The sequence below is a fragment of the Alishewanella longhuensis genome, from assembly GCF_014653435.1.
GTDB lineage: Bacteria > Pseudomonadota > Gammaproteobacteria > Enterobacterales > Alteromonadaceae > Alishewanella > Alishewanella longhuensis.
Genome location: NZ_BNAO01000003.1, coordinates 344567 through 369784, shown reverse-complemented (window position 1 = coordinate 369784; position 25218 = coordinate 344567). Strand labels below are relative to the sequence as shown.

Below are 25218 nucleotides of genomic sequence, written 5' to 3'. Positions count from 1 at the left end.
CACAAAAATCTTTTTCTATGATTGACATAGTAAGAGAGATTCATAATAATCATGGCGACAGCTTTAAGTTGTTTACGAGATTTGGCAAGAAGCTAATAATCTCAATTTCATGAAATTGGAGAATAACATGACAAAAACGTTCAAAAAGTCTTTGTTAGCACTAGCGGTGGCCGGTTTTGCTGGTCAAGCTATGGCAGCAACGGTTGATAACACTGCAGTAGTGGTTTCTACTGAATACTTACAAGTTGCACCAACTGGTACTTTAACTTCTAACGACCTTAACGTAGTGCTTGGCGCTGAATATACGTTAAATGACGTTATTACTATTACTTTCGCTGCTGCGCCAACTAACCAGTTACCAGCTAACATCACTGTTACTGGTCAAGATCCTGTTTTATTCCCTAATGGCCTTAAAGGTATTACTTTAGGTAAATTAAACCAGACTGGTAACGTTGTTACTTACCGTGTAACAGATATCGCTGGTGCGCCAAGTCAAAAAACTACTGGTCAAACTATCCCATTTAGCACTGTTACTTTCGAGCGTTCTGCTGTAACAGCTAACTCTGGTATGCCAGTAACCTTTACTGCACAGTTAAACAACAATGCTAATGCTGGTTCTTTAGAAGGTGCTGCGCAGGATAACCTGTTCAACCTGAAATCACAGTTTACTGTAGCTGCTACCACATTATTTGATCAAATTATCGATGTTGAAGCTGATCGTTTAGTGTTCGTTAACGCTGAAACTGATGACACTGGTGTTTTTGCTTTAACTGACAACGGTGGCGGTTTCGACTTTGATGCTGACTTAGACTTAGTTAAATATACCGTAACAGGTAACTTTGGCTGGATCGTAAACCCAGCTAATGCTATCGCTAACGGTGTTATTGATATCACTGGTTGTTCTGGTTTAGCTAATGCTGTTGTTACTGCTTCTGCTATCACCTTTAACTGTGATGACTACGGTTCAGTAACTGTGGATATCGACACAGCGGCTAACGGTGGTGCTTCTGTATTACCAACACAGCGTTTCACTTTAGCCACTGAAGTAACTTACTCTGACGGCCCTGCTACTGCGTCTAAAGTGGTTGCAGCTGCTACTGGTTTAGGTTCATGGGGCATCAATGCTTCACAAACCTTTATCCCTTACATGCCATTCAACCGTACTGGTGCTAATGCCACTTCTGGTATCAGCCAAATCATCACAGTAACGAATACTGCTGATGTTCAGTCTGTTGCTAACAACGACACTGATTACGCTGCAGTAACAGTAGACGTATTGTTAGAGAACGGTACTGTAGTTACCTTAACTAAAGACGATTTAATGGTTCAGGCATTACCAGGCGTTACTCGTATCGCTGGTCAAATCCGTAATGCTATGGCTGCTAAAGGCTTAACAGACGGTGGCGCTGCTACCCGTTATGCTGGTTTAACAGTATTAGTTAACGCTTCAGCTTCTGATATCCAGGTTTACTCTGCTTACAACGTAGGTGGCAACGACCGTGGTTGGGTACAGAACGATTCAGTTGTAACTAAGCAAGTTGCTGGTTTACAAACTCAAATCGACGAACTGAACAACGTAAGTGCTGGTAACGTTGAAGCTGCAGTTGCTGCTGCTCTGAACACGTACGGTGCTTCTACTGCTACTAACGTAACTGACGCACAAGTTGCAATCGAAGCTATCCTGGCTACTTTAGCAACTCAAGCTTCTGTTGACGGTTTAGAGAACCTGTCTGTTGCAGATATCCAAGGTCTGAACTTAGCTACTTCAGCTAACGTATCTGATACTCAGGCTGCACTGGAACTTGTATTAGCTACTTTAGCTACTCAAGCTTCTGTTGACGGCTTAAACAACCTGTCAGCTGCTGAAGTTCAAACTGCCGTATGTGCTGCTGTAGCTGGCGCTACCAACGGTACTGTTGACTTGAGTTCTGTTGTTGGTGACGTTACAGGTGGCGAAGCTACTGCTTCAGGTAATGCTGCTGCTGCATTAAGCTTCATCCTGAACTGTAACCCATAATTAATCTTAGTTGATTATACCAAGCCACCTTCGGGTGGCTTTTTTATTTTACTAAACCCCTTGTTTCTATCTAACAGTTGTGGCTTAATTATTGAGCTACTAGTAAACCGATTCATCCAATTTCATTTTTTATACCCAATCTATATTGGGTATTTTTTTGTTAATATCTTTTAAATGTACCTATTATATTGCCTGCTGCAATCCGATAGTATTAATGTTAAGGTATTACTTTAGAATGGAGTTTCTGATGAATAAATACTATCCCGCCTTTGGGCTTACAGCCTGTTTGCTTACGCTAATTTTACTTGCTGCCTGCAATGGTAATGACATCAGCGAAGCACCGCCAAAAACTACTTTTTATCGTGTTGAGTTTAATGTGGCTATTGGAGGCGCACTTACACCTGCTAGCGGTAGCTTTAGTGCCGGTACTCGCTTAACAATTACTGTGAATGTTACAGAGGGCTATGCGCTAGACAGTATTACCGGTTGCAATGGCACCTTAGAAGCGCTGCTTTATACCACAGCTGCGTTAACACAAAATTGTACTATTACTGCATCTTTTATACTGCTACCTGTGGCACCAACTAACTTAACCGTCACAGCCGCTGAACAACAACTTACTTTTTATTGGGACACCGATACAACAGTAACTGACTATACCCTTTATTATGATGAGGAGCCGGTGGTTGATGATCTGGGTTTAGTAAATCGTCATTCGCTAAAGAACATTACCTCTTTACAGCCACCTTTTACCTTAGCCAATTTAACCAACAATCAGGTGTATTTTGCCGTGATTACTGCCCGCAAAGGGGCCTTTGAAAGTGCCACAAGCCAACAGGTTTTTGCCGTTGTTAATCCGCTTTTTACGTCTGTTGGTGGGTTAAATGACACTGGTTTGACACTTTGTGCAGATAGTCGAGGGACTATTTCAGCCTGTAATGCAGATTCTGTTGTAAATCAAGATGCACTAATTGGGCGTGATGCAGTGATTGGGCTAGTAAAGCAGGGTAGTGGTAGAGCAGGTTTTGACTTTACCAAGCTAGATGAGTTTGGTGCTATCGTAGCACAGAATGCACCAGATTGGCGCTGTGTGCGTGATAATCATACCGGGCTTATTTGGGAAGTAAAAACGCAAGATGGTAGTATTCAGGATCAAAACCTTAACTATTATTGGTATGAACCTGATGATACTTTAAATGGTGGCAACCCAGGTTACGAGAGTGATTTTAGCAAAGAAAGAAACACCCTTTATTACAGCGGGCTGATTAATGAGCTAAAACTTTGTGGCGTTGCTGATTGGCGCTTACCCACACCAGAAGAGTTAACTAGCATAGTGGACTATAGCTTTTATGAACCCGCAATAGATAGCAATTACTTCCCTAATACTCTGTCTAGACCCTATCTCACCAGTCAAGCTCACCCCCTGCAGCCTGTGGGGGTTCGAGCGGTTAATTTCAGATTTGGTAGTATTGTAACTATCGATAAAATAAGCCCTAGCTTGGTTAGGTTAGTTTCAGGCCCTGTTCTAACAGAAGAAAATGGCCAATAGCGGAGTAATACGATGAAACCTTTTATTTTTAAGCTTTATGCTGTGTTATTGGCTTTATTTAGCATGTGCTCTGCTTATGCGGCGTTATGCCCTAATGAAAATCAACAAGTTAGAGCGACCACACCAACCGAAGACTTTATTTTATTCGAAAATGGTACCGCTATTCATAAGCGGACTGGGCTTATGTGGATGAGATGTTCTAACCAGCAAGTGTGGGATGGCGCTAAATGCATTGGAAACAGTATAGGAGCAACGTGGGCCAATGCATTGGTGATTGCAGAGCAATCTGATTTTGCAAGTTACACTGATTGGCGTTTACCCAACATTAAAGAATTACAAACGATTATTGAGGCACGCTGTTTACCTGGCGGGGTAAATGAAGTGGTATTTCCCATTGCCGATAGGGTGTACTACTCAGATCCTGATGAGGAAATTTGGCTTGGTGGCAATAATTTTTGGTCTGCCACCACTACTGTTTTTCCTAGTGCTTATGGGCCTAGTGCTTGGATTGTCCACTTTAATTCTGCTAGTACCAGTTTTACCCGCAAAGGAACCGTAAGATCTTTCAGGTTAGTAAGAGAGGTTGCCTCTGAGTAGCCCGTTAACCGGGGTTAACCGCCAGTAAATTCTGGCGGTTGCCAGCACAATCCGCTACAATCTCCTACCTTTTAAATTGCCCTGTTAAACTTTTCGCTAACGGTAGTTCATGAAACGATTAATCTTAAAGCTTTTGCCTCGTAGTTTAGTGTTTAAGTTAAAGCACGCTAAAGAAACGTTAAACGTGTATTTCATTAGGTTTTTTGCGGCTAATTCCGTTTTATCCTCTATCTATTTTGCGTTTTTTAGCAATAAGTTTGCGCGTGAGCATCGCGCTGTGTTGCTCGGTAGATTGGAATACCATCATTCATTAAAACAAATTAAACAAAGCTGCGTTTTGCTTAGGCGTAATATTCATCGTTTAGAAAAGGGGCTGATAATGCAGCCTCGTAGGCCAGTCTTTGCAGAAGCCTATATTCAGGAAACGGTTACTTGTTATAGTGATGCTATTAAGAGCTCTGAGCTATGCCATGAAGAAAAACAATGGGCTACCGACGTGCTTGCTGAGTTTTTTTCTGTAACAGGAAATAGTACTATTCTGGATAAAGCGCGCGAGCGATTTACTAGCTTAGCGCAGACGGGCAAGCGAAGCAGTGTGCCTTATCCGCATTCTGCTTTACCTGCTTCTCCGCTTAATTATGATGAGTTGATCCAGTTATTCCGCCGTCGTCGCTCAGTAAGGTGGTATCAAGAAAAGGCCATCCCCGCAGAACTGATTCGACAGGCCGTTACCGCTGCCAGCCTTGCGCCCTCCGCTTGTAATAGACAGCCTTATCAGTTTTATGTGGTTAATAATGCTGAGAAAGCCGCTAAGGTTGCCGAGTGTGCTATGGGTACGGCGGGCTTCTCGCATAACATTCCTTGTATTGTTGCTGTTGTCGGCGATTTAAGCGCTTATCCAGCCGAACGTGATCGGCATGTTATTTATATTGATGGTGGTTTAGCCGCCATGCAATTTATGTTAGCTTGCGAAACCTTAGGGCTGTCTAGTTGCCCAATTAATTGGCCTGATATAGAGCAGCGCGAAAAAATGCTTAGCGCGCAATTGGGGCTTGAATATCATCAACGCATTATTATGTTAATTGCCGTAGGATATGCCGAGTCTGAAGGTGGTATTCCATTTTCGCAAAAGAAAACGGATAAGTTATTGGTTAAGGATATTATTTAAGTATGTTAATTGAGATTAAAGGCGTGCAGTTTGTTAATAAAGGCGCAGAGCTAATGCTGCAAGCTGTGTTACAACAAATTCAGCAGCACTGGCCTGATGCCCAACTGGTTTTAGCGCCTAATGCTAACTCTTCTTATCTTAACCGCGCCAAGCTTGGTGCTTACCAAAAGTGGTCTATCCGTAAAAATATTATTGATTTAAATGGTCTTAGCTATGCGTTACCCAAGGCTTTTCGGCACTGGCTAAAGCGTACCTGGGGTGTGGTAACCGAAGCCGATATTGATGTGGTATTGGATGCTTCTGGCTTTGCTTATGGCGATCAATGGGGCTTTTTATCCACCAAAGCCATGGCCGGTGAAGTTGTTCGTGCCGCTAAACACGGCAAAAAATATATTTTTTTACCGCAGGCATTAGGCCCTTTTACCCGTGAAAAAGATATGCGCTACCTAAAACGTGCCTTACCTAAAGCGACGTTGATTTGCGCCCGAGAAGAAAGTAGTTTTAATCATGTAAAGCAGCTAATTGGTGAAACAGCAAACTTGCAGCGTTTTCCCGATTTTACCAATCTGGTAAAAGGAATTATTCCTGACTATTACACTGATGGCCTTTCAAAGGTATTGATTATTCCAAACTCCAATATGATTAGTAGTCGTAATCAGCATGGTGCTTGGCAACAGACTTACTTGGATATGCTGGTTAATTCAGTGCAGGTTATTCGTAAAATGGGGTTAAAACCTGTACTGTTAAATCATGAAGGTGAGGCAGATGGTACCATTTGCACTTTGGTGCAACAGCGTGCGGCAGGTGAGCCAATAGAGCTTATCACCGAGCAAGATCCGCTAAAAGTTAAAGGTATTATTGGTGCAAGCAAAGCGGTAATATGCTCACGGTTTCATGGCTGTGTAAGTGCTTTATCACAAGGTGTGCCTTGTCTTGGTACTAGCTGGAGCCACAAATATGAGCGATTGTATGAAGAGTATCAATTGTCTACTTGCTTGATCGATGCCAACATCACTATTACTGAAATTGAGGATAAGTTGCACGCGGCTATTGCTGGTGTTGATGCGCCTGATGTTATAAATTCCCGCAATGCGTACAAACTACAATCTGAAGCTCTTTGGAACACAATACGGTCTATAATCTAGATTAGATGGAAGTTTTATGAATACTGAGCGTGAAACCGTTACGATAGTGGAGTTCTTCCAGGTTCTTTGGGCTAAGAAACTGGTAATAATTGCCATAACGGCTATGTTTTCTGTGGCAGGTGTACTTTTTTCGTTAAGTTTGCCTAATATTTACATGTCACAAATTAAACTTTATCCGTCTGAAGAGAGCCGTGGTGGTGGTCTATCAGGAATTGCTTCGCAATTCGGCGGTATTGCGGGTCTTGCTGGGTTAAGATTGCCAGGCGCTGAAGTTGATAAAGCGACGCTAGCTTTAGAGTTAGCGCGCTCCTATGATTTTATTACTAACTTTATTAATAGACGCGAAATTCTTGTCGATTTAATGGCTGCTGATTCCTGGCATCAGCAAAACGATACGCTTACTTACGATCCTGAAATTCATGATATAACCGCAGGCGTATGGTTGAGGGAATCCGATACTAAGCCGAGTAAACCAACTGATTGGGAAGCCTTTGATTACTTCTCTAAAAACACCTTAAGAATTTCTGTAGATGACAAAACCGGTATCATTACTATTGGAATGCGGCATATTTCACCTACTATTGCGTTTAAATGGGTAAACTGGTTTGTGGATGACATCAATGAGCACCTAAAAGCAAAAGATGTCGAAGAAGCCATCAGAAGCAAAACCTATTTAGAAAAAGAGCTTGCTGCGAACAGTTTAAGTTCTTCACAACAAATTTTATCGACGTTAATAGAGAAACAAGTGCAAACACTGATGATGGCTAACGTTCGCGAAGAATACGTATTTAAAGTGTTGTCGCCAGCTTATGTGCCGGAATTAAAAGCTGCGCCTAGTCGGGCTGTAATATGTATTCTCTTTTTTATGAGCGGCTTTATCTTGTCGAGCATAGGAGTCGTTTTCTACTCAAGCTTTAAAAGATGACAACTGTTTCTGATATAAATACCATAAAATCGAAAGAGACAACCTTAGTCCAACTTTGGTTGTTTTTTTATGTATTTTCTTTCTTTATTCCTGCTATTAATTTAGACATTGGATTTTCTTTGAAAATTTTCATGCCTTTGTCTGTTCTAACGTTGCTAGTTTTTTTTAATCGCTTAAAGCTTAATATTAATACTACAGATTTTCTTTGGGTGATTTTTATTTGTCTTGGGTTTGTCAGTGTCTCTCTTTCTATTGATTTAGAAAAAGGTTTTCGGTTGTCGCTTGGCGCGTTAATTATATATTTTTGTTATTTGGTTTTTCGTTCGTTTCTTTTTTATTGCGTAGAAAGAAATATAAAGGTTGAAAGTGTCTTCTTAGTAGTCGCTTTGATTTTTTCAAGCGTTTCTTTAATCTTATACTTTATTGGTTTAAAGTCGATAGGTATTAATGTTTTAAGCTTTGAAGGTCAAAGAGTCTATGGTGTCTTAGTGGATAGGGCAATTCCGCGCTTGATCGGTGTTGTACAAGATCCTAATATTTTTATTTATTATGCTTCGATTTTTATTTTCTACTTTGGTTTAAAAAAGCAAAAAGCGTTTCTTGATATATTGTGTTTAGTGTTGTTGGCACTATGTTGCTTACTCACAGTCTCTCGTGGTGGCTTATTAGCTCTCATTCTTGTTTTTTCGTTGGTTTTTATTAATTCATTTTTCCGTTTCCTTCTAAGGCCAAAATTTACACTTTCTTTTTTTGCTGGATTGCTTTCTCTTATTGTCTTTATTTATATAGCTGTTTTATTCTTGTCTAGCGTTGATGATGTTATTTCTATTATTGAACGGCGTTTATCGTCAGCCGCTTCTGGTAGTGGTAGATTTGAAATCTGGATTAACGGTCTGTCGCTTTGGCAGCAATCACCTCTATTTGGTATTGGTTGGCACAATTTTTTGTATTATAACTCCAATTTTTTTATGCGTGATAATTATGCTCATAATACTTTCTTGGAAGTGTTGGTAGAAACAGGAATTGTCGGTTTTACTATCTATTTTCTTTTCTTCTTGTCTTTTTTCTATTCAATTCTTAAGGTGATCAATTCGGATTCACGCAAAATCTATTTGCTATTTACGTTTGTTGCAATGGTTTTAATGTTGAATAATTTATCGCTTATTATAAGTGAAGCAACTTTTTTTCTAATGGCTGTTGTTTATATGTCTTTATACAAAATTAAACTCTCTAAATCATGAGTCAGAATTTATTTGTAGTTGGCCCATTACTTAGCCAACATATTCAAGTGTGGTTTAAACACTTTACCACTACTGCAAACGTAACGGTGTTAACAGTACATGAAGGTGGTAAACCGCTGCCTGAAGCTATGCAGAAAAAAGTGTTTAGCATTACCGGTACGCGGCTAGATTTTTTTCTATTTGCCCCTGTCTTTTGGCTGCTTTGGTGGTGGCATCGTCCTGTGGTAACCAATTTTCATTATTTAAGCTCCTATGGGTTACTCAGCTTACTGTTACCCAAGCGTAACTTGGTGCTTAATGTGTGGGGCAGCGATGTTAATTTACCCTTTAAGAGTAAAAATAAGTTAAAACGTTTTTTAATTAAAAAAGCCTTGCAGCGTTATAGTTGGATTAATGCCCCCGCTGAGCATTTAAAACAAAAGCTTATTGCCTTGGGGGCGGCCGAAGAGAAAATTGAAGTATTTCAATATGGTGTCAACGTTAACGATTTGCCTATTAAAGCTAAAGCAACCGACAAAGCCGAGCTGATTGTGGTGTCTAACCGCAATTGGCAAGCACTGTATCGGATAGAGTTAATCGTGGCGGCTTTTTGCTTATGGCAGCAGCAACCCGATGCACCGCCGGCTTTATTACATTTGTATGGCACTGGTGATAACGCCGATATAGCCCGTGTTAATGCCACCTTAGCCCGTTATCCCACAGCAGCAAGTCGTGTAACAGTAATGGGCTATACCGATAAAGATACCATGTTGCAGCAGATGGCGCAGGCCGATATTTTTGTGTCGGTGCCAGAGCGTGATGGCACGCCATTGTCGTTATTAGAGGCTATGTATATAGGGTTATTGCCAGTAGTGTCGGATATTGATGCCAACCATGAATGGTTAGTGGCCAACTCGGCACTATGGCTAACAACCTATCAGCCAGCAGCACTCGCTGCTTTATTGGCTCAGGCGGTAACAACCTTGGCTTCTTCTAATGAGTGGCAAGCAGTGAACCGTGATAAGGTTGCTAAGCTTGCCGATGTAAATCAAAATTTGCCGCGTTTTTATGCGGTGTTACAACGCTATATTGGAGATAAGTAGTGCCCACTATTTGCGTGTACATACCTACACATAACCGCAGTGTTATGTTGCAGCGTGCTTTAACCTCTGTGTTTAATCAAAGCTTACCGGCCAGTGAAGTGATAGTGGTGGATGATGCCTCTGCCGACGATACCCAAGCTGTACTGGCCGATTGGCAAAAACGCTATCCAGAGCTTAAGGTGATTCAGCATACCCAGCCACAAGGGGCCTGTGCTGCCAGAAATGCCGCTATACAGGCTGCAACTGCAACCTTTATTACAGGCCTAGATGATGATGATGAATTTGCACTCAATCATTTGCAGCAGTTATATAATGCATTTTTGCCATCCTATGCCTTTGTGTCGGCCTCGCTGATAGAAGACACCGGTGCTGGCCGTATAGTGCGCGCCACTACCACAGGTGAGCACGATTTAAACAGCTTGCTACATTATAATAAATTTACCAATCAGGTATTTACGCTTACCAGCCGTTTAAAAGCGGTGCAGGGGTTTGATCCTGCTTTTCCGGCCATGCAGGACTATGATACCTGGGTGCGTTTAGTGGCCCAATTTGGTGCTGCCTTAAAAATCCCCGCAGCGACTTATATTTGGCATACCGGGCATGAACAAAATCGGATTAGCCATTCTTCAGAAAAACGGCTTAGGGCGTTAGTGCTGTTTTTAGAGAAACATCAGGCTTTGTTAATGCCACAACATAAAAAATCGCTAGAGCTAATGCGCATTAAAATGGCTGGCGAAAGCTTGGGCTTTTTGCGCTGTATTCGCTTAATAAATAAAGGGAACTGGCGGGCGGCTTTGGCTTTGCTGCTTAATACCCGCTTAAAACGGATTAAAGCTGTTATGAATAAGCGGAGGCTTACATGACGGCATCGAACCCTGTAGTTTCGGTAATTATGCCCGCTTACAATACAGCCGACTTTATTGCTGAATCTATTGAAAGTGTGCTATCCCAGCGCTTTACCCAATGGGAGCTACTGATTGTTAATGATTGCTCTACCGATAATACGCTTGCGGTTATTCAGCCGTATTTAACCGATAAGCGCATTGTATTACTTAATAACGAACAGAATTTAGGCGGCGCCGGATCGCGTAATAAAGCCATTGCCGCAGCAAAAGGGCGTTACCTGGCCTTTTTAGATGCGGATGATATTTGGACAACAGATAAGCTTGAAAAACAAATTGCCTTTATGCAGCAACACAAGCTTGGCTTCAGTTTTACCGGCTATACCACCATGACAGAAGACGGCCAAGCGTTAGATCCTTTAGCAGTACCTGCAAAAATTCGTTTTTCGCAATTACTGAAGCATAATTATATTGGCTGTTTAACCGCTATTTACGACACAGAGCCGTTTGGTAAAATTTACATGCCGCTGGTACGAAAGAGACAAGATTTTGCCTTATGGTTAGAGCTGCTTAAGCGCTTTGACTTCGCTTGGGGTATTAATACTAATTTGGGGTTTTATCGCATTAGAGCAGGTTCCTTGTCGGCTAGTAAAATCGATGCCTTTAAATTTTATTGGCGAGTGCTAAGAGAGGTTGCTGGCTGTAACTGGTTTACGGCGTCGTACAATCTTTGCTGCTATCTTGCTATTGTTTTTCTTAAAAAGAAGTGTAGTGCTTTTTATAACAGGGTGTTTATTAGGTAATGTCACAAAAAATTGTAGTTACCGGCGCCTCGGGCTTTATTGGTAAGGCTTTAGTGCAATGTTTAGCAGAGCAATATCAGGTTGTTGCACCTTTGCGTCAAGCCGTGGATTTTGGCACCGACGCTATTCAGGTTCCTATTATACAAGATATTGGCCATTTGCCTGCTGAGTGTGATTGGTTAGCTAACACCGATGTTGTGATACATATTGCGGCCATGGCACACCGGGTTGGAGCAGCGTTAGCCGATTTTCAGAGGGTAAACACCCAAGCCACATTGGCTTTAGCTCAAAAAGCGGTTGATTATGGTGTGAAACGTTTTATTTTTATTAGCTCTATAGGTGTGCTGGGTGCATCTAATAGCGTTCCTTTTAAATTTAACGATACGCCTGCTCCAGAAGAGCCTTATGCCGTATCAAAACTGCAAGCTGAAATTGGCTTAACCCAACTGGCAAAAGCGACAGGCTTAGAACTAGTTATAATTAGGCCGCCCTTAGTTTATGGCCCGGGCGCACCGGGGAATTTTTCTAAACTAAACAACCTTGTAAGTAGCGGTCTTCCTTTACCCTTTGGTAAGGTTAACAATAAGCGTAGCTTTGTGGCCTTAGCTAATGTGGTAGACTTAATTTCAACTTGTATAACGCATCCTAAGGCCACTAACCAAACTTTTTTGGTTAGTGACGATCACGATATTTCCACCACAGAGTTGCTTAAACTGATGGCATTAGCAAAGGGTAAGGCTGTTTGGTTGTTGCCAGTTCCAGTATCATGTTTAACTTTTGTCGCTGGGTGTTTTGGTAAAAAAGCCTTGATACAAAAGTTTTGCGGTAATTTACAAGTGGATATTAATCATACTAAAACAACGCTTAATTGGCAGCCGCCGTTAAGTGTTGCCGACGGTATAGCCCAGTGTTTTAAGGACTAAGTGACTATGTTGATTAGGCTGTTAGATATTATTTTTGCAATTACCGGTTTATTAGTTGGCTTGCCGGTGCTGTTGTTAATTACATTGTTTGGTTTTTTTGATACTGGCTCGCCAATTTTTAGACAGGTTAGAGTAGGGCGTAATAAAAAACCCTTTACGCTGGTAAAATTTAGAACAATGAAACCCGATACGGCCAGTGTGGCTAGCCATTTAGCGGCAGCCAGTGCCATTACGCCTATGGGGAATTTTTTGCGGCGCACTAAACTCGATGAATTGCCACAATTGTGGAACGTGTTAAAGGGTGAAATGAGCTTAGTTGGGCCTCGTCCTTGTTTGTTTAATCAGGAAGAGTTGATTGCCGAGCGAGAGAAACGCCAGGTTTTTCAGGCCCGACCAGGGATTACCGGCTTAGCACAAACCCAAAATATTGATATGTCTACGCCGGTGCTGCTGGCTGAGACGGATCAAAAAATGTTAGCTAAGTTTGGTTTGCCTGAATATTTTATATATATTTTTAGAACCTTAGGTGGTAAAGGCCAAGGCGATGTTGTTAAGCGTTAAGGTAAGGCTCTACAAAGTTTCTGTTGAGTAATTAGTCGTGATGGTATACCCTTTACGAGATTGTTTATTTTGGCATTGAGGGATTGATATGAGAAAGATGCTGGTAGCTGTAGCGGTTGCCGCTGCACTTGGTTTGCATAGCGCTGGAGCGCTTGCTGAAGAGATGGCAGGTGCGGGTAGCACCAACGCTATGTCTATGACCAATTTAGAAAAAGCGTCTGCGTCGGCCATAGCTGCCACCGTTATCTCTGTTATTATATCTAATAGCAGCGGTTCGACCATCGTAGGTGGTGACGACGATGACGACGATGACGACGATGACGACGACGACGACGATGACGACGACGACGACGACGATGACGACGACGACGATGACGACGATGACGACGACGACGACGACGATGACGATGACGACGACGACGACGATTGCGAAGAAGGTGAAGAACTGGTTGGCGGCGTTTGTGTGCCTAGCACCACAACTACCGTTACTAGCACCACAACTAACACTGTAACGTCTACTGGTACAGTGACAGTTACAGTTACTGGTACTTTCTAAGACGTTTTAAAGTATTTTAAGCACTAAGCCGCCTTTGGGCGGCTTTTTTTTTAGCGGTAGCCGTAGTATGCTTCGCATCGTTTTCACTTTTTAGCTGGATGCGGTATTAATGAAGCTTGTTGTATATTGTTTGCTATGCATTTTGCTAAGTGCCTGTGGCAACACTTATTACGTGTATAAAGAAAACTTTCGGATCCTCTTTAATAACGACGAGCCAAAAGTATTAACTTGGCAGCAAATAGCACAGAGCCAGTTCGACTTAATTGAGGTAGTTACTGAAGAACATGCAAGCTTGGTATTAGCGCTTGCTTTTATAGAAAATGGTCAGCATAAATTTATAAGTGCAGACAATAGTTTTTTTATTTTTGAGCAAGGGCGGTTGGTAAGAACGACTGGCTTAAAAGACAATGTGTTATTTACTAAGGCGACACAACCAGATCCCTTAGCCTTGCCGTTAAACGCGCTTGACGGCGCTAACTGGCAATTTGTACAAGATGTTACAACTGGCGTAAATTTACAGGCCAGTAACCATTTTTATGCGATGGGGCCTGCGACTATTAGCGTATTGTCGCGGCAAATTGCTACCTTACATTTTACCGAGCAGGTTACGTATTTGCACAATGGCAAAAGCGTGATTAATCATTATTGGTTTGATGCGGCATCTGGCCAATTAATTCGCACCTTGCAACATGTGCCCACTGCACTGCAATTTGTCGATGTTACCTTTTTAAGCCGCATTAATAGGTTGCCTTCGTAATGAAACCTTTAATTACCTCACTTTTAACGGCGTTAGTGCTTGTGTCGGGCAGCGCTTTGGCCAACACGCGCGTTACACTTAATGGCCAGGTTCTGGAGTATCAAACACCACCCCGTTTGGCTACGCTGTTAGCTGAATTACCCGCCTCTGCCGACTACTATTGGCCAGCTGCTGCACTCTACCGGGCGGACGCCAGTTTAGAGCAAGATCGCGTAGAAGTGCTGAATGGCCTAGCCCGATTAATGCAAAGTAGAAACACCGTATTAAGCCGCACCGCTAGCGTATTGCATACCGAGATAAAGCAATGGCGCTTGGCCAAGCGGGTTAATATTAATATCGATTTTGATCAGGCCCGGCGTGCGCGTTTTGCTAATCCAAGACTTACCGAGGGTGAGTTTTGGTTGCATGTGCCCAAAAGAGCCCATGCTGTGCACGTTTTTGGCGCGGTATTAAACCCGGGTATGAAACCGTTAATGGCCGATGCCGACGCTTATCGGCGCCAGGGTATGGCGGCGTCGGTTGCCGACAATAGCATTGTTATTTTAGGCCGCTTAAACGGCAGTACAGAGCAGCGTGGCATTGCTTATTGGAATAACCAGCATGCTGCAGTTTATCCTGGTGAGTGGGTATTTGTGCCTTTTGGCCGTAGTGTGTTACCTGCTGCACATAGGCAACTTAACGATAAAATTGCTGTGCTTGCCACCAATCGGGTTCCTTTATGAAGTCAAATGTTAAAATTGTTACTCTGGCAGTAGCCTGGGCTTTGGTTAGTGGTGCTTTGCAGGCAGCAGATACGGAAGTTGCAAGCTTTAATTTATCGCAAGCTAATCGTGGTGGCGTAGGTTTAATTCAAACACCTACCGCCCGTATGGGCAGCGAAGGCGCTTTTGCAGTAAATTATGCCGACAATGATCAGTATCGTTTTTGGAGTGCCAGTGTACAGCTGTTTCCATGGTTAGAAACTACGGTACGTTATACCGATGTGCGTACCCGCTTGTTTAGCCAGTTTCCGGGTTTTAGTGGTGATCAATCTTTAAAAGATAAAGGCATCGACGTTAAGTTACGCTTGTGGCAAGAATCGTATTGGTTACCAGAAGTTAGCTTAGGTTTTCTAGATTTCGGGGGGACTGGGTTTTTCGAAAGCGAGTTTATTGCGGCTAGTAAACGCTTTGGGCCTGTCGATGTGCACCTTGGGATGGGTTTTGGTAGTTTGGGCCGCTCAGGTAATATTGCCAATCCTTTTTGTGAAGCAGCGGATAGGTTTTGTCGGCGCAGTAGTGCCTTCCGTGGCCAGGGTGGTATGATTGATTACCAAAACTTCTTTACCGGCCCCGCCGCCTTATTTGGCGGTATTGAGTATCAAACGCCGTGGCAGCCACTGAGTATAAAGTTGGAATATGAAGGTAACGACTACAGCCGCGAGCGTGCTGGCACTATAGTACAAGACAGCGCTTTTAACTTTGGCTTGGTATATCGCCATGCCCCATTCGATTTACAGCTAAGTTATCAACGTGGTAATACCTTGGCATTTTCTGCAAGTTATAAGTTAGATTTCCAGACGCTTAGCCAGGTGAAGTTTGATCCGCCGCCACAGCAAGTAAAAGCTCGGGGTTTACCCAGAAAAGAGTTCACTCGCACTAAGATGCGCAACGATCTCTATTTTAATGCCGGTTTTGTTACCACCAGGGTGCAATTAACTGACGATGAATTAATTATTCAGGGTGAGCAGGTTGCTTTTAGAGATGATGATGTGTCTATAGAGCGAATTAGCCGGGTATTAGCCAATGTAGCACCGCACAATGTTAAACGGTATCGGATTATTGTTGAGCAAGCGGCCATGCCGATGGTAGAGACGGTAGTTGATGCCGCCGAATTTAGAGCTCAGGCACGTTACGACAGATTGGAATATGATTTAAAAAGTACCTATGTGCGGCAAAACCCGCAATTGGATGAGGTTAACTGGCAGTTTGTTAACCAGAATCGTGGTTTAAGCTTTTCGTTAGAAACCTTTTGGATCCAAATGCTGGGTAATCCAGAAGCCTTTTTTATGTACCAGGGCGGTTTGTTGCCTGGCGCGTCTTACAGTTTTAATGACAATTGGCTAGTGGGCGGCGCGTTAAAGGCAACGGTGCTGGAGAACTTTGATAAATTTAATTTTAAGGTCGATTCTCAAGACTCTACCCTGCCACGCGTGAGAACCTTTTCGCGTGAGTATGCAACGCGTAGCAGAGTGACCTTAGATAAGCTCTTTGCAACTGGCCGTGACAACTTAACAGAGAACGTTTTTGGCCAGGTTTATGGTGGCTATTTAGAGGCAATGTTTGCTGGTGTTGGCGCTGAAGTGTTATATCGACCTATAGATTCACGTTTTGCAGTGGGTTTTGATCTTAACTATGTGCGGCAACGTGATTTTGCCAGTGAGTATAAGCTGTTTGATTATTCTGTGTTAACCGGTTTTGCAACCCTTTACTGGCAACCTAGCTTTTTAAACAATAGTTTGGTGTCGGTCAGTGCTGGGCGTTTCTTAGCTAAAGATGTGGGTGTGAACATAGATGTAGGTAAGCGTTTTAATAGTGGTATTGTGGTTGGTGCCTTTGCTGCCATTACCGACGCCACCTCTGCCGAATACGGCGAGGGCAGTTTTACCAAAGGGTTTTACTTGTCTATTCCGTTTGATTTAATGTCGTTTAAATCTACCCGGGGCCAAGGTGCTATTCCTTGGGTACCTATTGCGCGTGATGGTGGGCAGATGCTACAGCGCCCGGTTAAACTTTACGGTTTAACGCAAGAGCGTCAATCGGTTAATTTTAGGTAGCACTATGCAAAGAGCGCAATGTTTAGCTATTGTTCATGCTTCAGCAAAGTTTATGTATAAGCAAGTTTTGCCTAAAGGTAAATTTGTGTATCGCCGAGATCTAACAGGCGCGCCAATACCGGGTAAATACAATATGCTGCGGCATTGTGGTGCCATTTGGTCTTTAGCGCTTTACGAGCAGTTTTTGGGTAAAAAGGCTTCATCTAAAAGTGTAGTAGCTGCCTGTGAATATGCCAGAGAAAGAATAGTGCGTTGTGTTTTTGGTGAAGAAAAAACACCGGTTTTACTTATTCTTGATAAAGGTGAAGCGAAACTGGGCGGCAATGCCCTGGCACTTTTGGCTTATTCGTTAGTTAAGCCCGTGCAAACTGAAGCGATAACGGGGTTAACTGCTGGCTTAGGCTGTTTTAATGACAAAGATACTGGGGCTATTCGGTTTTCTAAGTTTAATCCGCAAACCGGCTATGTGTCTGATTTTGTGTCAGAGTATTATCCTGGTGAGGCTGCACTGGCTTATGCCACAGTGGGCGATATTGAGCGAGCGTATAAGCTTATAGTGCAATTAAAATTGCAACGTGATAAAGACTCGGTGTTACAAGACCACTGGTTGCTGCAAGCGATTGAGTTGGTAGATAAGCATTTACCCGCCGACGATGTTGCGGCAAGGGGCTTTTTAAAAGACTATGCCCGATTAATTTTTGATGAAATTGTGGCTAACCCTTATTATTTAGAGCGCAGTACGCCCTTAGCGTGTCGGGCCGAGGCGTTAGTTGCTTATTTGGGGATGCTGGGCCGTGATGCCGTGTATCGTCAAGAAGAGCATTTTTTAGAGGTTCGGGATTTTTGCCATTTTTTATTACTAGAGCTTAAAAAACATCAACAGACTAAAGGTATGCTTGCCGGGGCATTCATTGAGGGTAAAGGTACCCGAATTGATTATACTCAGCATGCTATGACCGCGTACTTACGTTATGTGCAGTTAAAAGATGAGTTACGGAGTAAGCATGTTGTACTTTAACAGTAAGCAGATCCCAGAGCTTGCCGGATTAAATTTTAGGCAGCGCATGGCCGTGGTAAGAGCCGCAGCCGATCGTTTGCCGGCACCGACCAAGCTGATGTTGAATATTGTTAAGTTATTGATTTTAAGCTTAATGTTTTTGCAAATTGCGAGGGCGGAGGGCGTGTTAATTTTTGGATACAGTGCTTTGCTGTTGATAATTTATCCATTAATTACCCGGCCAATTACCTTTGCGTTATGCCAAGAGCGTTTGGCGATGGTTCGTCGGCAACTTTACCCAGATGTATCGGAATAACGTGGTTTTGGTGAGCGTGAATAATGGTTTGGTTAATTGTAAGGATTACCCTTATAATTTAATACTTTTAGTGTTGGATACAACTTGCCGTTTGGATTTTTTTGCAAGTTATAGGGAATATTGGAGAAGGTATGAAGGTTAGAAAGGCGGTGATTCCAGTTGCAGGTTTGGGTACCAGGATGTTGCCTGCAACCAAAGCAATTCCAAAAGAAATGCTTCCAGTAGTTGATAAGCCTTTAATTCAGTACGTTGTTCAAGAATGTATTGCCGCAGGTATTAAAGAAATCATCTTAGTGACTCATTCTTCAAAAAATAGCATTGAGAACCATTTTGATAAGAGCTTTGAGCTTGAGTCTATGCTAGAGAAGCGGGTAAAAAGGCAGTTGCTGGATGAGGTCCAGAATATTTGTCCAAAAGACGTGACAATAATGCATGTGCGTCAGGGTGAGGCCAAAGGTTTGGGCCATGCGGTGTTATGTGCTAAACCCCTTATTGGCAATGTTCCTTTTGCTGTGTTGCTGCCTGATGTATTGATTGATAGTTACGAAAGTAACCTAAAGCAAGACAATTTGGCACAAATGATAAGCCGCTATGAAGAGCAAGATCTTAGCCAGGTTATGGTAGAGCCTGTACCGCTTGAGCAAGTAAGTAATTATGGTGTCGTAGACATTAATGGCGAAGTATTGAAGCCGACCGCCTCTGTGAACATGCAGGCCATTGTTGAAAAGCCTGAAGTTGATGTTGCGCCATCAAATTATGCTGTAGTTGGTCGTTATGTGTTTACACCTGAGATATGGCAAGCGTTAGCGTCTACACCGCTTGGTGCCGGAGACGAGATTCAACTGACGGATGCTATTGCCATTTTGATGAAGTCTTTCCCAGTACAGGCTTACCATATAAAAGGTAGAAGCCATGATTGTGGTAATAAATTAGGTTATATGAAAGCCTTCGTAGAGTATGGTTTGCGTGATAGCAAGCTTGGCGCTGACTTTCAATCTTGGTTAGCGACAATGTCTTTAGCTAAAGCAAAATAACAATGGATAGCCTAACAGAACTAAGAATATTGGTTATATCAATTAATGTCTGTCAGGCTTTTAGGAGTTAATTCTATGCTTTCATGGCTTTTGGAATTACCACGATTTTTTAAACGCGTAATTTCAGTAATTGCAGATGTAGCGTTTTTATTTGCATCACTTTGTATTGCATACATGGTTACGCAAAGCTCTACAGAGTATTCATTTAGCCAAGTATTTCTTGGTTTTGTTGTTACCTTGCCGATAACCATTTATTTGTTTGCGCGGCTAGGCTTATACCGGGCAGTTATTCGTTATATAGGACAACATGCATTAGGTGCCGTGTTAGCCGGAATAATGTTTAACGCTATTGCAATGGCGTTGTTTTTTTCCTGGTTGCGGTTAGACGACAAGTTAAATTTGTTGTTTGTTTATGCTGTGTTATCTCTGGTTTTTGTAGGCGGAGTGAGACTGCTGGTAAGAGTTTTACTAGGCCAGCGTAACAATATTTCTAAAGAGCGGGTGCTGATATACGGTGCGGGCTCTTCGGGTAGACAATTAGCTCAGGCATTAAACAATGGTGACCGTTTTAACCCGGTAATGTTTGTTGATGATGATGTTACCTTGCAGCGCTCTACTATCTTAGGTATTCCTGTAGGTTCTCCTGACCATATTGTTTCTTATATAAAACTTAAGAACGTGAGCCGTATTTTACTGGCTCTACCCTCGGCAAGCCGCGGACGCCGCCGTGAAGTTTTAGATAAGTTAGAAGCCTTACCTGTGCCTGTTCAATCAATTCCGGGTTTTAGCGATGTTGTTGACGGCACTATGCGTATTGACGAGTTGCAGGACGTGAAAATTGAAGATTTGCTAGGGCGTGATCCTGTAGCGCCTAAAGCAAAACTGATGAACGCCAACATTGAAGATAAAGCTGTTTTAGTGACGGGTGCAGGCGGCTCTATTGGCTCAGAGTTATGTCGGCAGATTTTAAAGTGCGGCCCTAAGACCCTAGTATTATTTGATATTTCTGAATATGCGTTATATGCGATAGAGAAAGAGCTGCGTTTACAAATAGCCCGAGAGCAATACGAGATCACCTTGGTGCCTGTTTTAGGCAGCGTACAGCGTGAGCAGCGCCTCGAGAGTGTTATGCGCGCTTTTTCTATTAACACTGTTTACCATGCCGCGGCGTACAAACATGTACCACTTGTAGAATACAACGTTATAGAAGGCGTGCGTAATAACGTATTTGGTACTTTACATACGGCTAATGCCGCTATTAAAGCTGGGGTGCAAACCTTTGTGTTGGTATCAACTGATAAAGCAGTTAGACCTACTAATGTTATGGGGGCCTCGAAACGTTTAGCTGAGCTTGTTTTGCAAGGTTTAGCTCAATATCAGGCTATTACCCGCTTTTCTATGGTTCGTTTTGGCAATGTATTGGGTTCTTCCGGATCTGTGGTGCCGCTTTTTAGAGAGCAAATTAAAAAAGGCGGTCCTATTACAGTAACAGACAAAAATATTATTCGTTACTTTATGACTATTCCAGAAGCTGCTGAACTGGTTATTCAAGCGGGGGCTATGGGAAAGGGCGGGGATGTATTTGTGCTGGATATGGGCGAGCCTGTTAGTATTGACCAGTTGGCGAGAAGAATGATTCACCTGATGGGACTGGAAGTTAAGGATGATAACCATCCTTATGGCGATATTGAAATTAAATATACCGGTTTAAGGCCAGGCGAGAAGCTCTACGAGGAATTATTGATTGGCGATAATGTGCGTAAAACTCAACACTCTCGCATTATGGCAGCTGATGAGCGCTGTTTACAGTGGCCGCAGATGCAGTTATTGCTAAACCGTTTAGATAATGCGTGTGAAAAGTTTGATGTGGCGGCCGTTATTGATCTTATTCGCTCTGCGCCTACCGAGTTTAATTATACCTGTGCATCAAGTGATTTGGTGGTAAATGCCGCCTGTGATATTCAAGCCGTGCAGCCTTTAGTGTCAGCTGTTGCCCGAGTTGAAAAGCCAGTGAGCACTGAGTTGAATATTGCGCTGGATTCGTCGAAACAGATTGCTTAATTTTTTGTTTTTTAGGGTTGTGGGTTTTAATAGGGAAAAGCATGTCAGTTTACAAAATTGCGGTGGTGGGAACCGGGTATGTTGGTTTATCAAATGCGGTGTTATTAGCCCAACATAATGAGGTAACTGCAATAGATTTAGTTGCAGAGAAGATAGCCTTAATTAACGCCAAACGTTCGCCAATTGAAGATAAAGAAATTGCAGATTTTTTGGCGAATAAGTCTCTGAAGTTACAAGCTAGCCTGGATGCCGACGCGGCATATCAATTAGCGGATTACGTTATTATTGCTACACCGACTGATTATGATCCTGAAACCAATTATTTTAATACTGGCAGTGTTGAGAAAGTTATTCAGCATGTGATGAGGGTAAACCCTAACGCGGTGATGGTGATTAAATCGACTGTACCGGTTGGGTTTACTAAAGCGATTTCTGCGAAGCTTGGCACCAATAATGTGATTTTTTCGCCAGAGTTTTTGCGCGAAGGGCGGGCACTTTACGATAATCTGTATCCGTCGCGTATTGTGGTAGGCGAGAAAAGTGAGCGCGCAAACGTTTTTGCGACGTTAATGCGTAATGCCAGCTTAAAACCCGATACCCCAGTGTTATTTACCGACAGTACAGAAGCGGAAGCGATTAAGCTTTTTTCTAATACGTTTTTAGCGCTTAGAGTGGCTTATTTTAATGAGCTAGATAGCTATGCAGAGAGCCATGATCTTAACACTCGTCAGATTATCGAAGGCGTGTGTTTAGATCCAAGAATTGGTAACCATTACAACAACCCTAGTTTTGGCTATGGCGGGTATTGCTTGCCAAAGGATACCAAGCAGTTACTGGCAAATTATAAAGATGTTCCTAATAACATTATTCAAGCTATTGTAGAGGCAAATAGAACTCGTAAAGATTTTATTGCTGACTCTATTATTAAACGTAATCCTAAAGTAGTAGGCGTATTTCGGTTGGTTATGAAAGCGGGGTCTGATAATTTTCGGGCGTCTGCTATTCAGGGCATTATGAAACGCATTAAAGCCAAGGGCATCGAAGTTGTAATTTATGAGCCCGAGTTAAAAGAGCAAAGCTTTTATAATAGTAAAGTGATGACCGATTTAAACGAGTTTAAACGTATTTCGGATGTTATTGTAGCCAATAGAGCCAGCGAGTTGCTGGTTGATGTTACTGATAAGGTTTATACTCGCGATCTTTTTGGTAATGACTAAGCTGCTGTTGTGGTAGCTGGGTTTTCTGTTGATGAAACTTTTTCTTGTTACGGGCGGCTCAGGTTTTATTGGTTCTGCTTTCGTAAAGCTATTATTAGACCGTGGCTTTAGGGTCGTTAACCTTGATAAGCTCAGCTACGCTGCAAACGTTATTGCAGAAAATTTCTGCAACAATCAAGGCTATACTTTTATACAAGGCAATATTAATGATATTGCCTTGCTTGATACTGTCATCAATAAATATAAACCAGACTATCTTGTTAATCTTGCAGCAGAAACCCATGTCGATAATTCTATTAGCAATGTTGCAGACTTTGTTGATTCTAATGTTGTTGGTACCTGCACATTACTTACGGTTGCACTAAAGTATTGGCGAGAGTTGCCTGCCAAAAAAGCAGCAACATTTAAATTTTTGCAGGTTTCTACTGACGAAGTTTTTGGTCAGCTTTTAGGGGACGCTCCCGCGTTTACGGAGCTGTCATCTTATAAACCTCGGAATCCTTATGCTGCTTCAAAAGCCGCCGCAGATCATTTTGTTAGAGCTTGGCATAACACCTATGGCTTTCCCGCTGTTATATCAAATTGTTCCAACAATTATGGCCCAGGCCAGCATATCGAAAAGTTTATACCAAAGATTATCACTAATGCATTACAGGGCTTGTCTATTCCAGTTTATGGTAACGGCAGCCAGTCTAGAGATTGGCTGTATGTTGCTGATCATGCTAAAGCCTTGCTTGAAATTTCACTTAATGGCGAGATTGGCGAAACCTATTTAATTGGCGGTGGTACTGAGCTAACTAACCTTACGCTCGCAACATTACTGTGTGAGATGACTGCCGATATTCAGGCGAGTTCAAATATGGCCGTTAAGGCCCGCAAAGAACTTATCATTTTTGTTCAAGACAGGCCAGGGCACGATCAGCGATATGCTATCGACAGTACTAAAATTAGACAGGAGTTGGGTTGGTTACCACAGACAGATTTCGGGAAAGGTTTACGTAGTACGGTAATGTGGTATTTTCAACAGCTTAATGCAGGTAAGCTGCCTGCTCAACTTGCTGTTGATCTTGGCAAATGAATATTCTATGTGGTAACAATAATATCGTGCTACTTGGTGGCAACGGTTTATTGGGGTTTGAACTTAATCAAACCTTGTCTACTTTACATAGGGTGTTTGCTCCTTCTCGTGCCGATTTAAACGTTACCGACTTTACCGCCTTAATTGCTTATTTAGAGAAAATTAGACCTGCTGTCATTGTTAATGCTGTGGCGTGGACGGACGTTGAACTTGCTGAATCAAGTAGTGTGTTAGCGTTTTTACTTAACGCCGAGCTTCCAAAGGTTCTTGCCCTGTACAGCGCCAGAACCGGTGCAAGGGTGATACATTTCTCTACAGATTATGTGTTTTCCGGCGAAGGACAACAAGGTTGGCGCGAAGAAGATATTACTGAACCGGCTACTGTTTATGGAAAATCTAAACGTCAGGGCGAGCTCTACATCGCAAGCTATACAGAAAATTATCTTATTTTTCGGGTTAGCTGGTTGTATGGTTGGCGCAGAAGTAATTTCTTACTCAAGTTTTTATCGCTGGCTGCATTGCGTGATAAGCTGAGTATGGTTGATGATCAGATTGGCGCTCCAACTCCAGCCTGGGCCATAGCCCAGGTGATGCCTAGTATAATTAATCTTAGTACTGAACGGTGTTTACATTCTGGTATTTACCACCTTGCTACTAAGGGAAAAACTAGTTGGTATGGTTTTGCGACAGAAATTCTTAATCATGCTTATTTAATGGGTTTTTTACTGAAACTGCAAGCTGACAATTTACTTGCTATAACCTCTGATTGTTACCAAACCTCTGCCGCCAGACCAAAAAATTCTATGTTTAATCTAGCTAAGATTGAGCATGATTTTAATGTTGTGTTGCCTGATTGGAAAGAAGGTCTTGCGCTAACTTTTCAACAACTACTAGCAGATGAGCGTTACAAACCTTTGCTGGAAAAATTTGTTCAAGGACGGTTAAATTGACATTTATTGCAACTACTATACCTGATGTTAAGCTTAAAACGCCCTTGGTGCACAAAGATCAGCGCGGCTTTTTTTATGAGGCTTTTCGTGCGCACGATTTTAAGCAGCAGTGTGGTAGCTACACATTCAAACAGCTTAATCGCTCATCGTCAGTAAAAGGGGTCTTGCGCGGTTTACATTTTCAACACTTGGCTGCGCAAGGTAAGTTACTTTCAGTGCTTGTGGGGACTATTGTAGATGTGGTTGTAGACTTAAGGCCAACTTCTGCAACTTTCGGCCAAGTATTAACCTTGACGCTCGACGCTACGCAGCATCAACAACTATGGATCCCGCCTGGTTTTGCGCATGGTTTTTTTGTGTTATCAGATACGGCGTTTATTGAATATCAGTGTACCGAGTATTTTGATCCAAATGATCAATATGTGATTCGTTGGGACGATCCCTCTTTGGCTATTAATTGGTCGTTAGACAAAACAGACCCTGTCGTTTCCCCAAAAGATGAGAAAGGTATGAGCTGGCAATGTTTTCTAGATAAATTTGTAGATAAGACAATTGTTTAGTTTTAAATAATTTACTGTTACTGT

Annotated in this window: 24 protein-coding genes; all 24 read left to right on the top strand. The window is 42.4% G+C overall.

What is annotated here, in order from left to right; all coding sequences use genetic code 11:
* Positions 1–127: 127 nt before the first annotated feature.
* The 24 genes from IE163_RS08725 to rfbC all read left to right on the top strand — a co-directional run bounded on the left by IE163_RS08725 (position 128) and on the right by rfbC (position 25194).
* Positions 128–2017, top strand: a complete 1890-nt coding sequence (locus tag IE163_RS08725; protein ID WP_189432299.1) for a Slr4 family S-layer protein — start codon at positions 128–130, stop codon at positions 2015–2017.
* Between the two features lie 247 nt (positions 2018–2264).
* The gene (locus IE163_RS08720; protein WP_189432297.1) at positions 2265–3566 is read left to right on the top strand and encodes a DUF1566 domain-containing protein; all 1302 of its coding nucleotides are present in this window, start codon (positions 2265–2267) and stop codon (positions 3564–3566) included.
* Positions 3567–3578: 12 nt separating this feature from the next.
* On the top strand, positions 3579–4163 hold the full coding sequence (locus tag IE163_RS08715) for an Lcl C-terminal domain-containing protein (RefSeq protein WP_189432294.1): 585 nt from the start codon (positions 3579–3581) through the stop codon (positions 4161–4163).
* Between the two features lie 379 nt (positions 4164–4542).
* Positions 4543–5331 (top strand): nitroreductase family protein, encoded by a 789-nt coding sequence (locus IE163_RS08710; RefSeq protein ID WP_229833494.1) that lies wholly within the window; start codon positions 4543–4545, stop codon positions 5329–5331.
* Positions 5332–5333: 2 nt separating this feature from the next.
* Positions 5334–6476 carry a polysaccharide pyruvyl transferase family protein gene (locus IE163_RS08705; RefSeq protein ID WP_189432290.1) on the top strand — a complete coding sequence of 381 codons (1143 nt, stop codon included), beginning with the start codon at positions 5334–5336 and terminating at the stop codon, positions 6474–6476.
* A 16-nt stretch (positions 6477–6492) separates the two neighbouring features.
* Complete coding sequence (locus IE163_RS08700; RefSeq protein WP_189432288.1) at positions 6493–7401, top strand: Wzz/FepE/Etk N-terminal domain-containing protein; 909 nt, start codon at positions 6493–6495, stop codon at positions 7399–7401.
* Positions 7398–8642: an O-antigen ligase family protein gene (locus tag IE163_RS08695; RefSeq protein WP_189432286.1), complete on the top strand. Its 1245-nt coding sequence runs from the start codon at positions 7398–7400 to the stop codon at positions 8640–8642. Before IE163_RS08700 ends, IE163_RS08695 begins: the two co-directional genes overlap by 4 nt.
* On the top strand, positions 8639–9724 hold the full coding sequence (locus IE163_RS08690; protein WP_189432284.1) for a glycosyltransferase: 1086 nt from the start codon (positions 8639–8641) through the stop codon (positions 9722–9724). Before IE163_RS08695 ends, IE163_RS08690 begins: the two co-directional genes overlap by 4 nt.
* Positions 9724–10587: a glycosyltransferase gene (locus tag IE163_RS08685; protein WP_189432282.1), complete on the top strand. Its 864-nt coding sequence runs from the start codon at positions 9724–9726 to the stop codon at positions 10585–10587. The genes IE163_RS08690 and IE163_RS08685 overlap by 1 nt, the downstream gene beginning before the upstream one ends.
* Positions 10584–11369: a glycosyltransferase family 2 protein gene (locus tag IE163_RS08680; RefSeq protein ID WP_189432280.1), complete on the top strand. Its 786-nt coding sequence runs from the start codon at positions 10584–10586 to the stop codon at positions 11367–11369. The genes IE163_RS08685 and IE163_RS08680 overlap by 4 nt, the downstream gene beginning before the upstream one ends.
* The gene (locus IE163_RS08675) at positions 11369–12292 is read left to right on the top strand and encodes a UDP-glucose 4-epimerase family protein (RefSeq protein ID WP_189432278.1); all 924 of its coding nucleotides are present in this window, start codon (positions 11369–11371) and stop codon (positions 12290–12292) included. Before IE163_RS08680 ends, IE163_RS08675 begins: the two co-directional genes overlap by 1 nt.
* Before the next feature lie 6 nt (positions 12293–12298).
* Positions 12299–12853, top strand: a complete 555-nt coding sequence (locus tag IE163_RS08670) for a sugar transferase (protein WP_189432275.1) — start codon at positions 12299–12301, stop codon at positions 12851–12853.
* 88 nt (positions 12854–12941) lie between these two features.
* Positions 12942–13409 (top strand): hypothetical protein, encoded by a 468-nt coding sequence (locus tag IE163_RS08665; RefSeq protein ID WP_189432273.1) that lies wholly within the window; start codon positions 12942–12944, stop codon positions 13407–13409.
* A gap of 109 nt (positions 13410–13518) precedes the next feature.
* Positions 13519–14166, top strand: coding sequence for a YjbF family lipoprotein (locus IE163_RS08660; RefSeq protein ID WP_189432271.1), 648 nt, complete (start codon positions 13519–13521; stop codon positions 14164–14166).
* The gene (locus IE163_RS08655) at positions 14166–14888 is read left to right on the top strand and encodes a capsule biosynthesis GfcC family protein (RefSeq protein WP_189432269.1); all 723 of its coding nucleotides are present in this window, start codon (positions 14166–14168) and stop codon (positions 14886–14888) included. The genes IE163_RS08660 and IE163_RS08655 overlap by 1 nt, the downstream gene beginning before the upstream one ends.
* Positions 14885–16981 (top strand): YjbH domain-containing protein, encoded by a 2097-nt coding sequence (locus tag IE163_RS08650; protein ID WP_189432267.1) that lies wholly within the window; start codon positions 14885–14887, stop codon positions 16979–16981. The genes IE163_RS08655 and IE163_RS08650 overlap by 4 nt, the downstream gene beginning before the upstream one ends.
* A 52-nt stretch (positions 16982–17033) precedes the next feature.
* Positions 17034–17999 (top strand): hypothetical protein, encoded by a 966-nt coding sequence (locus IE163_RS08645; protein ID WP_189432265.1) that lies wholly within the window; start codon positions 17034–17036, stop codon positions 17997–17999.
* Positions 17986–18294 (top strand): DUF6170 family protein, encoded by a 309-nt coding sequence (locus IE163_RS08640; protein ID WP_189432263.1) that lies wholly within the window; start codon positions 17986–17988, stop codon positions 18292–18294. Before IE163_RS08645 ends, IE163_RS08640 begins: the two co-directional genes overlap by 14 nt.
* A gap of 131 nt (positions 18295–18425) precedes the next feature.
* A complete protein-coding gene (galU, locus tag IE163_RS08635) occupies positions 18426–19328 on the top strand; it encodes a UTP--glucose-1-phosphate uridylyltransferase GalU (RefSeq protein ID WP_189432261.1) in 903 nt (300 codons plus the stop codon).
* Between the two features lie 75 nt (positions 19329–19403).
* Complete coding sequence (locus IE163_RS08630) at positions 19404–21389, top strand: polysaccharide biosynthesis protein (RefSeq protein WP_189432260.1); 1986 nt, start codon at positions 19404–19406, stop codon at positions 21387–21389.
* A 41-nt stretch (positions 21390–21430) separates the two neighbouring features.
* On the top strand, positions 21431–22606 hold the full coding sequence (locus IE163_RS08625; protein ID WP_189432258.1) for a nucleotide sugar dehydrogenase: 1176 nt from the start codon (positions 21431–21433) through the stop codon (positions 22604–22606).
* Positions 22607–22637: 31 nt separating this feature from the next.
* Positions 22638–23684 (top strand): dTDP-glucose 4,6-dehydratase, encoded by a 1047-nt coding sequence (gene rfbB / locus IE163_RS08620; RefSeq protein WP_189432256.1) that lies wholly within the window; start codon positions 22638–22640, stop codon positions 23682–23684.
* Positions 23681–24634, top strand: a complete 954-nt coding sequence (gene rfbD / locus IE163_RS08615) for a dTDP-4-dehydrorhamnose reductase (RefSeq protein ID WP_189432254.1) — start codon at positions 23681–23683, stop codon at positions 24632–24634. The genes rfbB and rfbD overlap by 4 nt, the downstream gene beginning before the upstream one ends.
* On the top strand, positions 24631–25194 hold the full coding sequence (gene rfbC / locus IE163_RS08610; protein WP_189432252.1) for a dTDP-4-dehydrorhamnose 3,5-epimerase: 564 nt from the start codon (positions 24631–24633) through the stop codon (positions 25192–25194). The genes rfbD and rfbC overlap by 4 nt, the downstream gene beginning before the upstream one ends.
* Positions 25195–25218 lie beyond the last annotated feature (24 nt).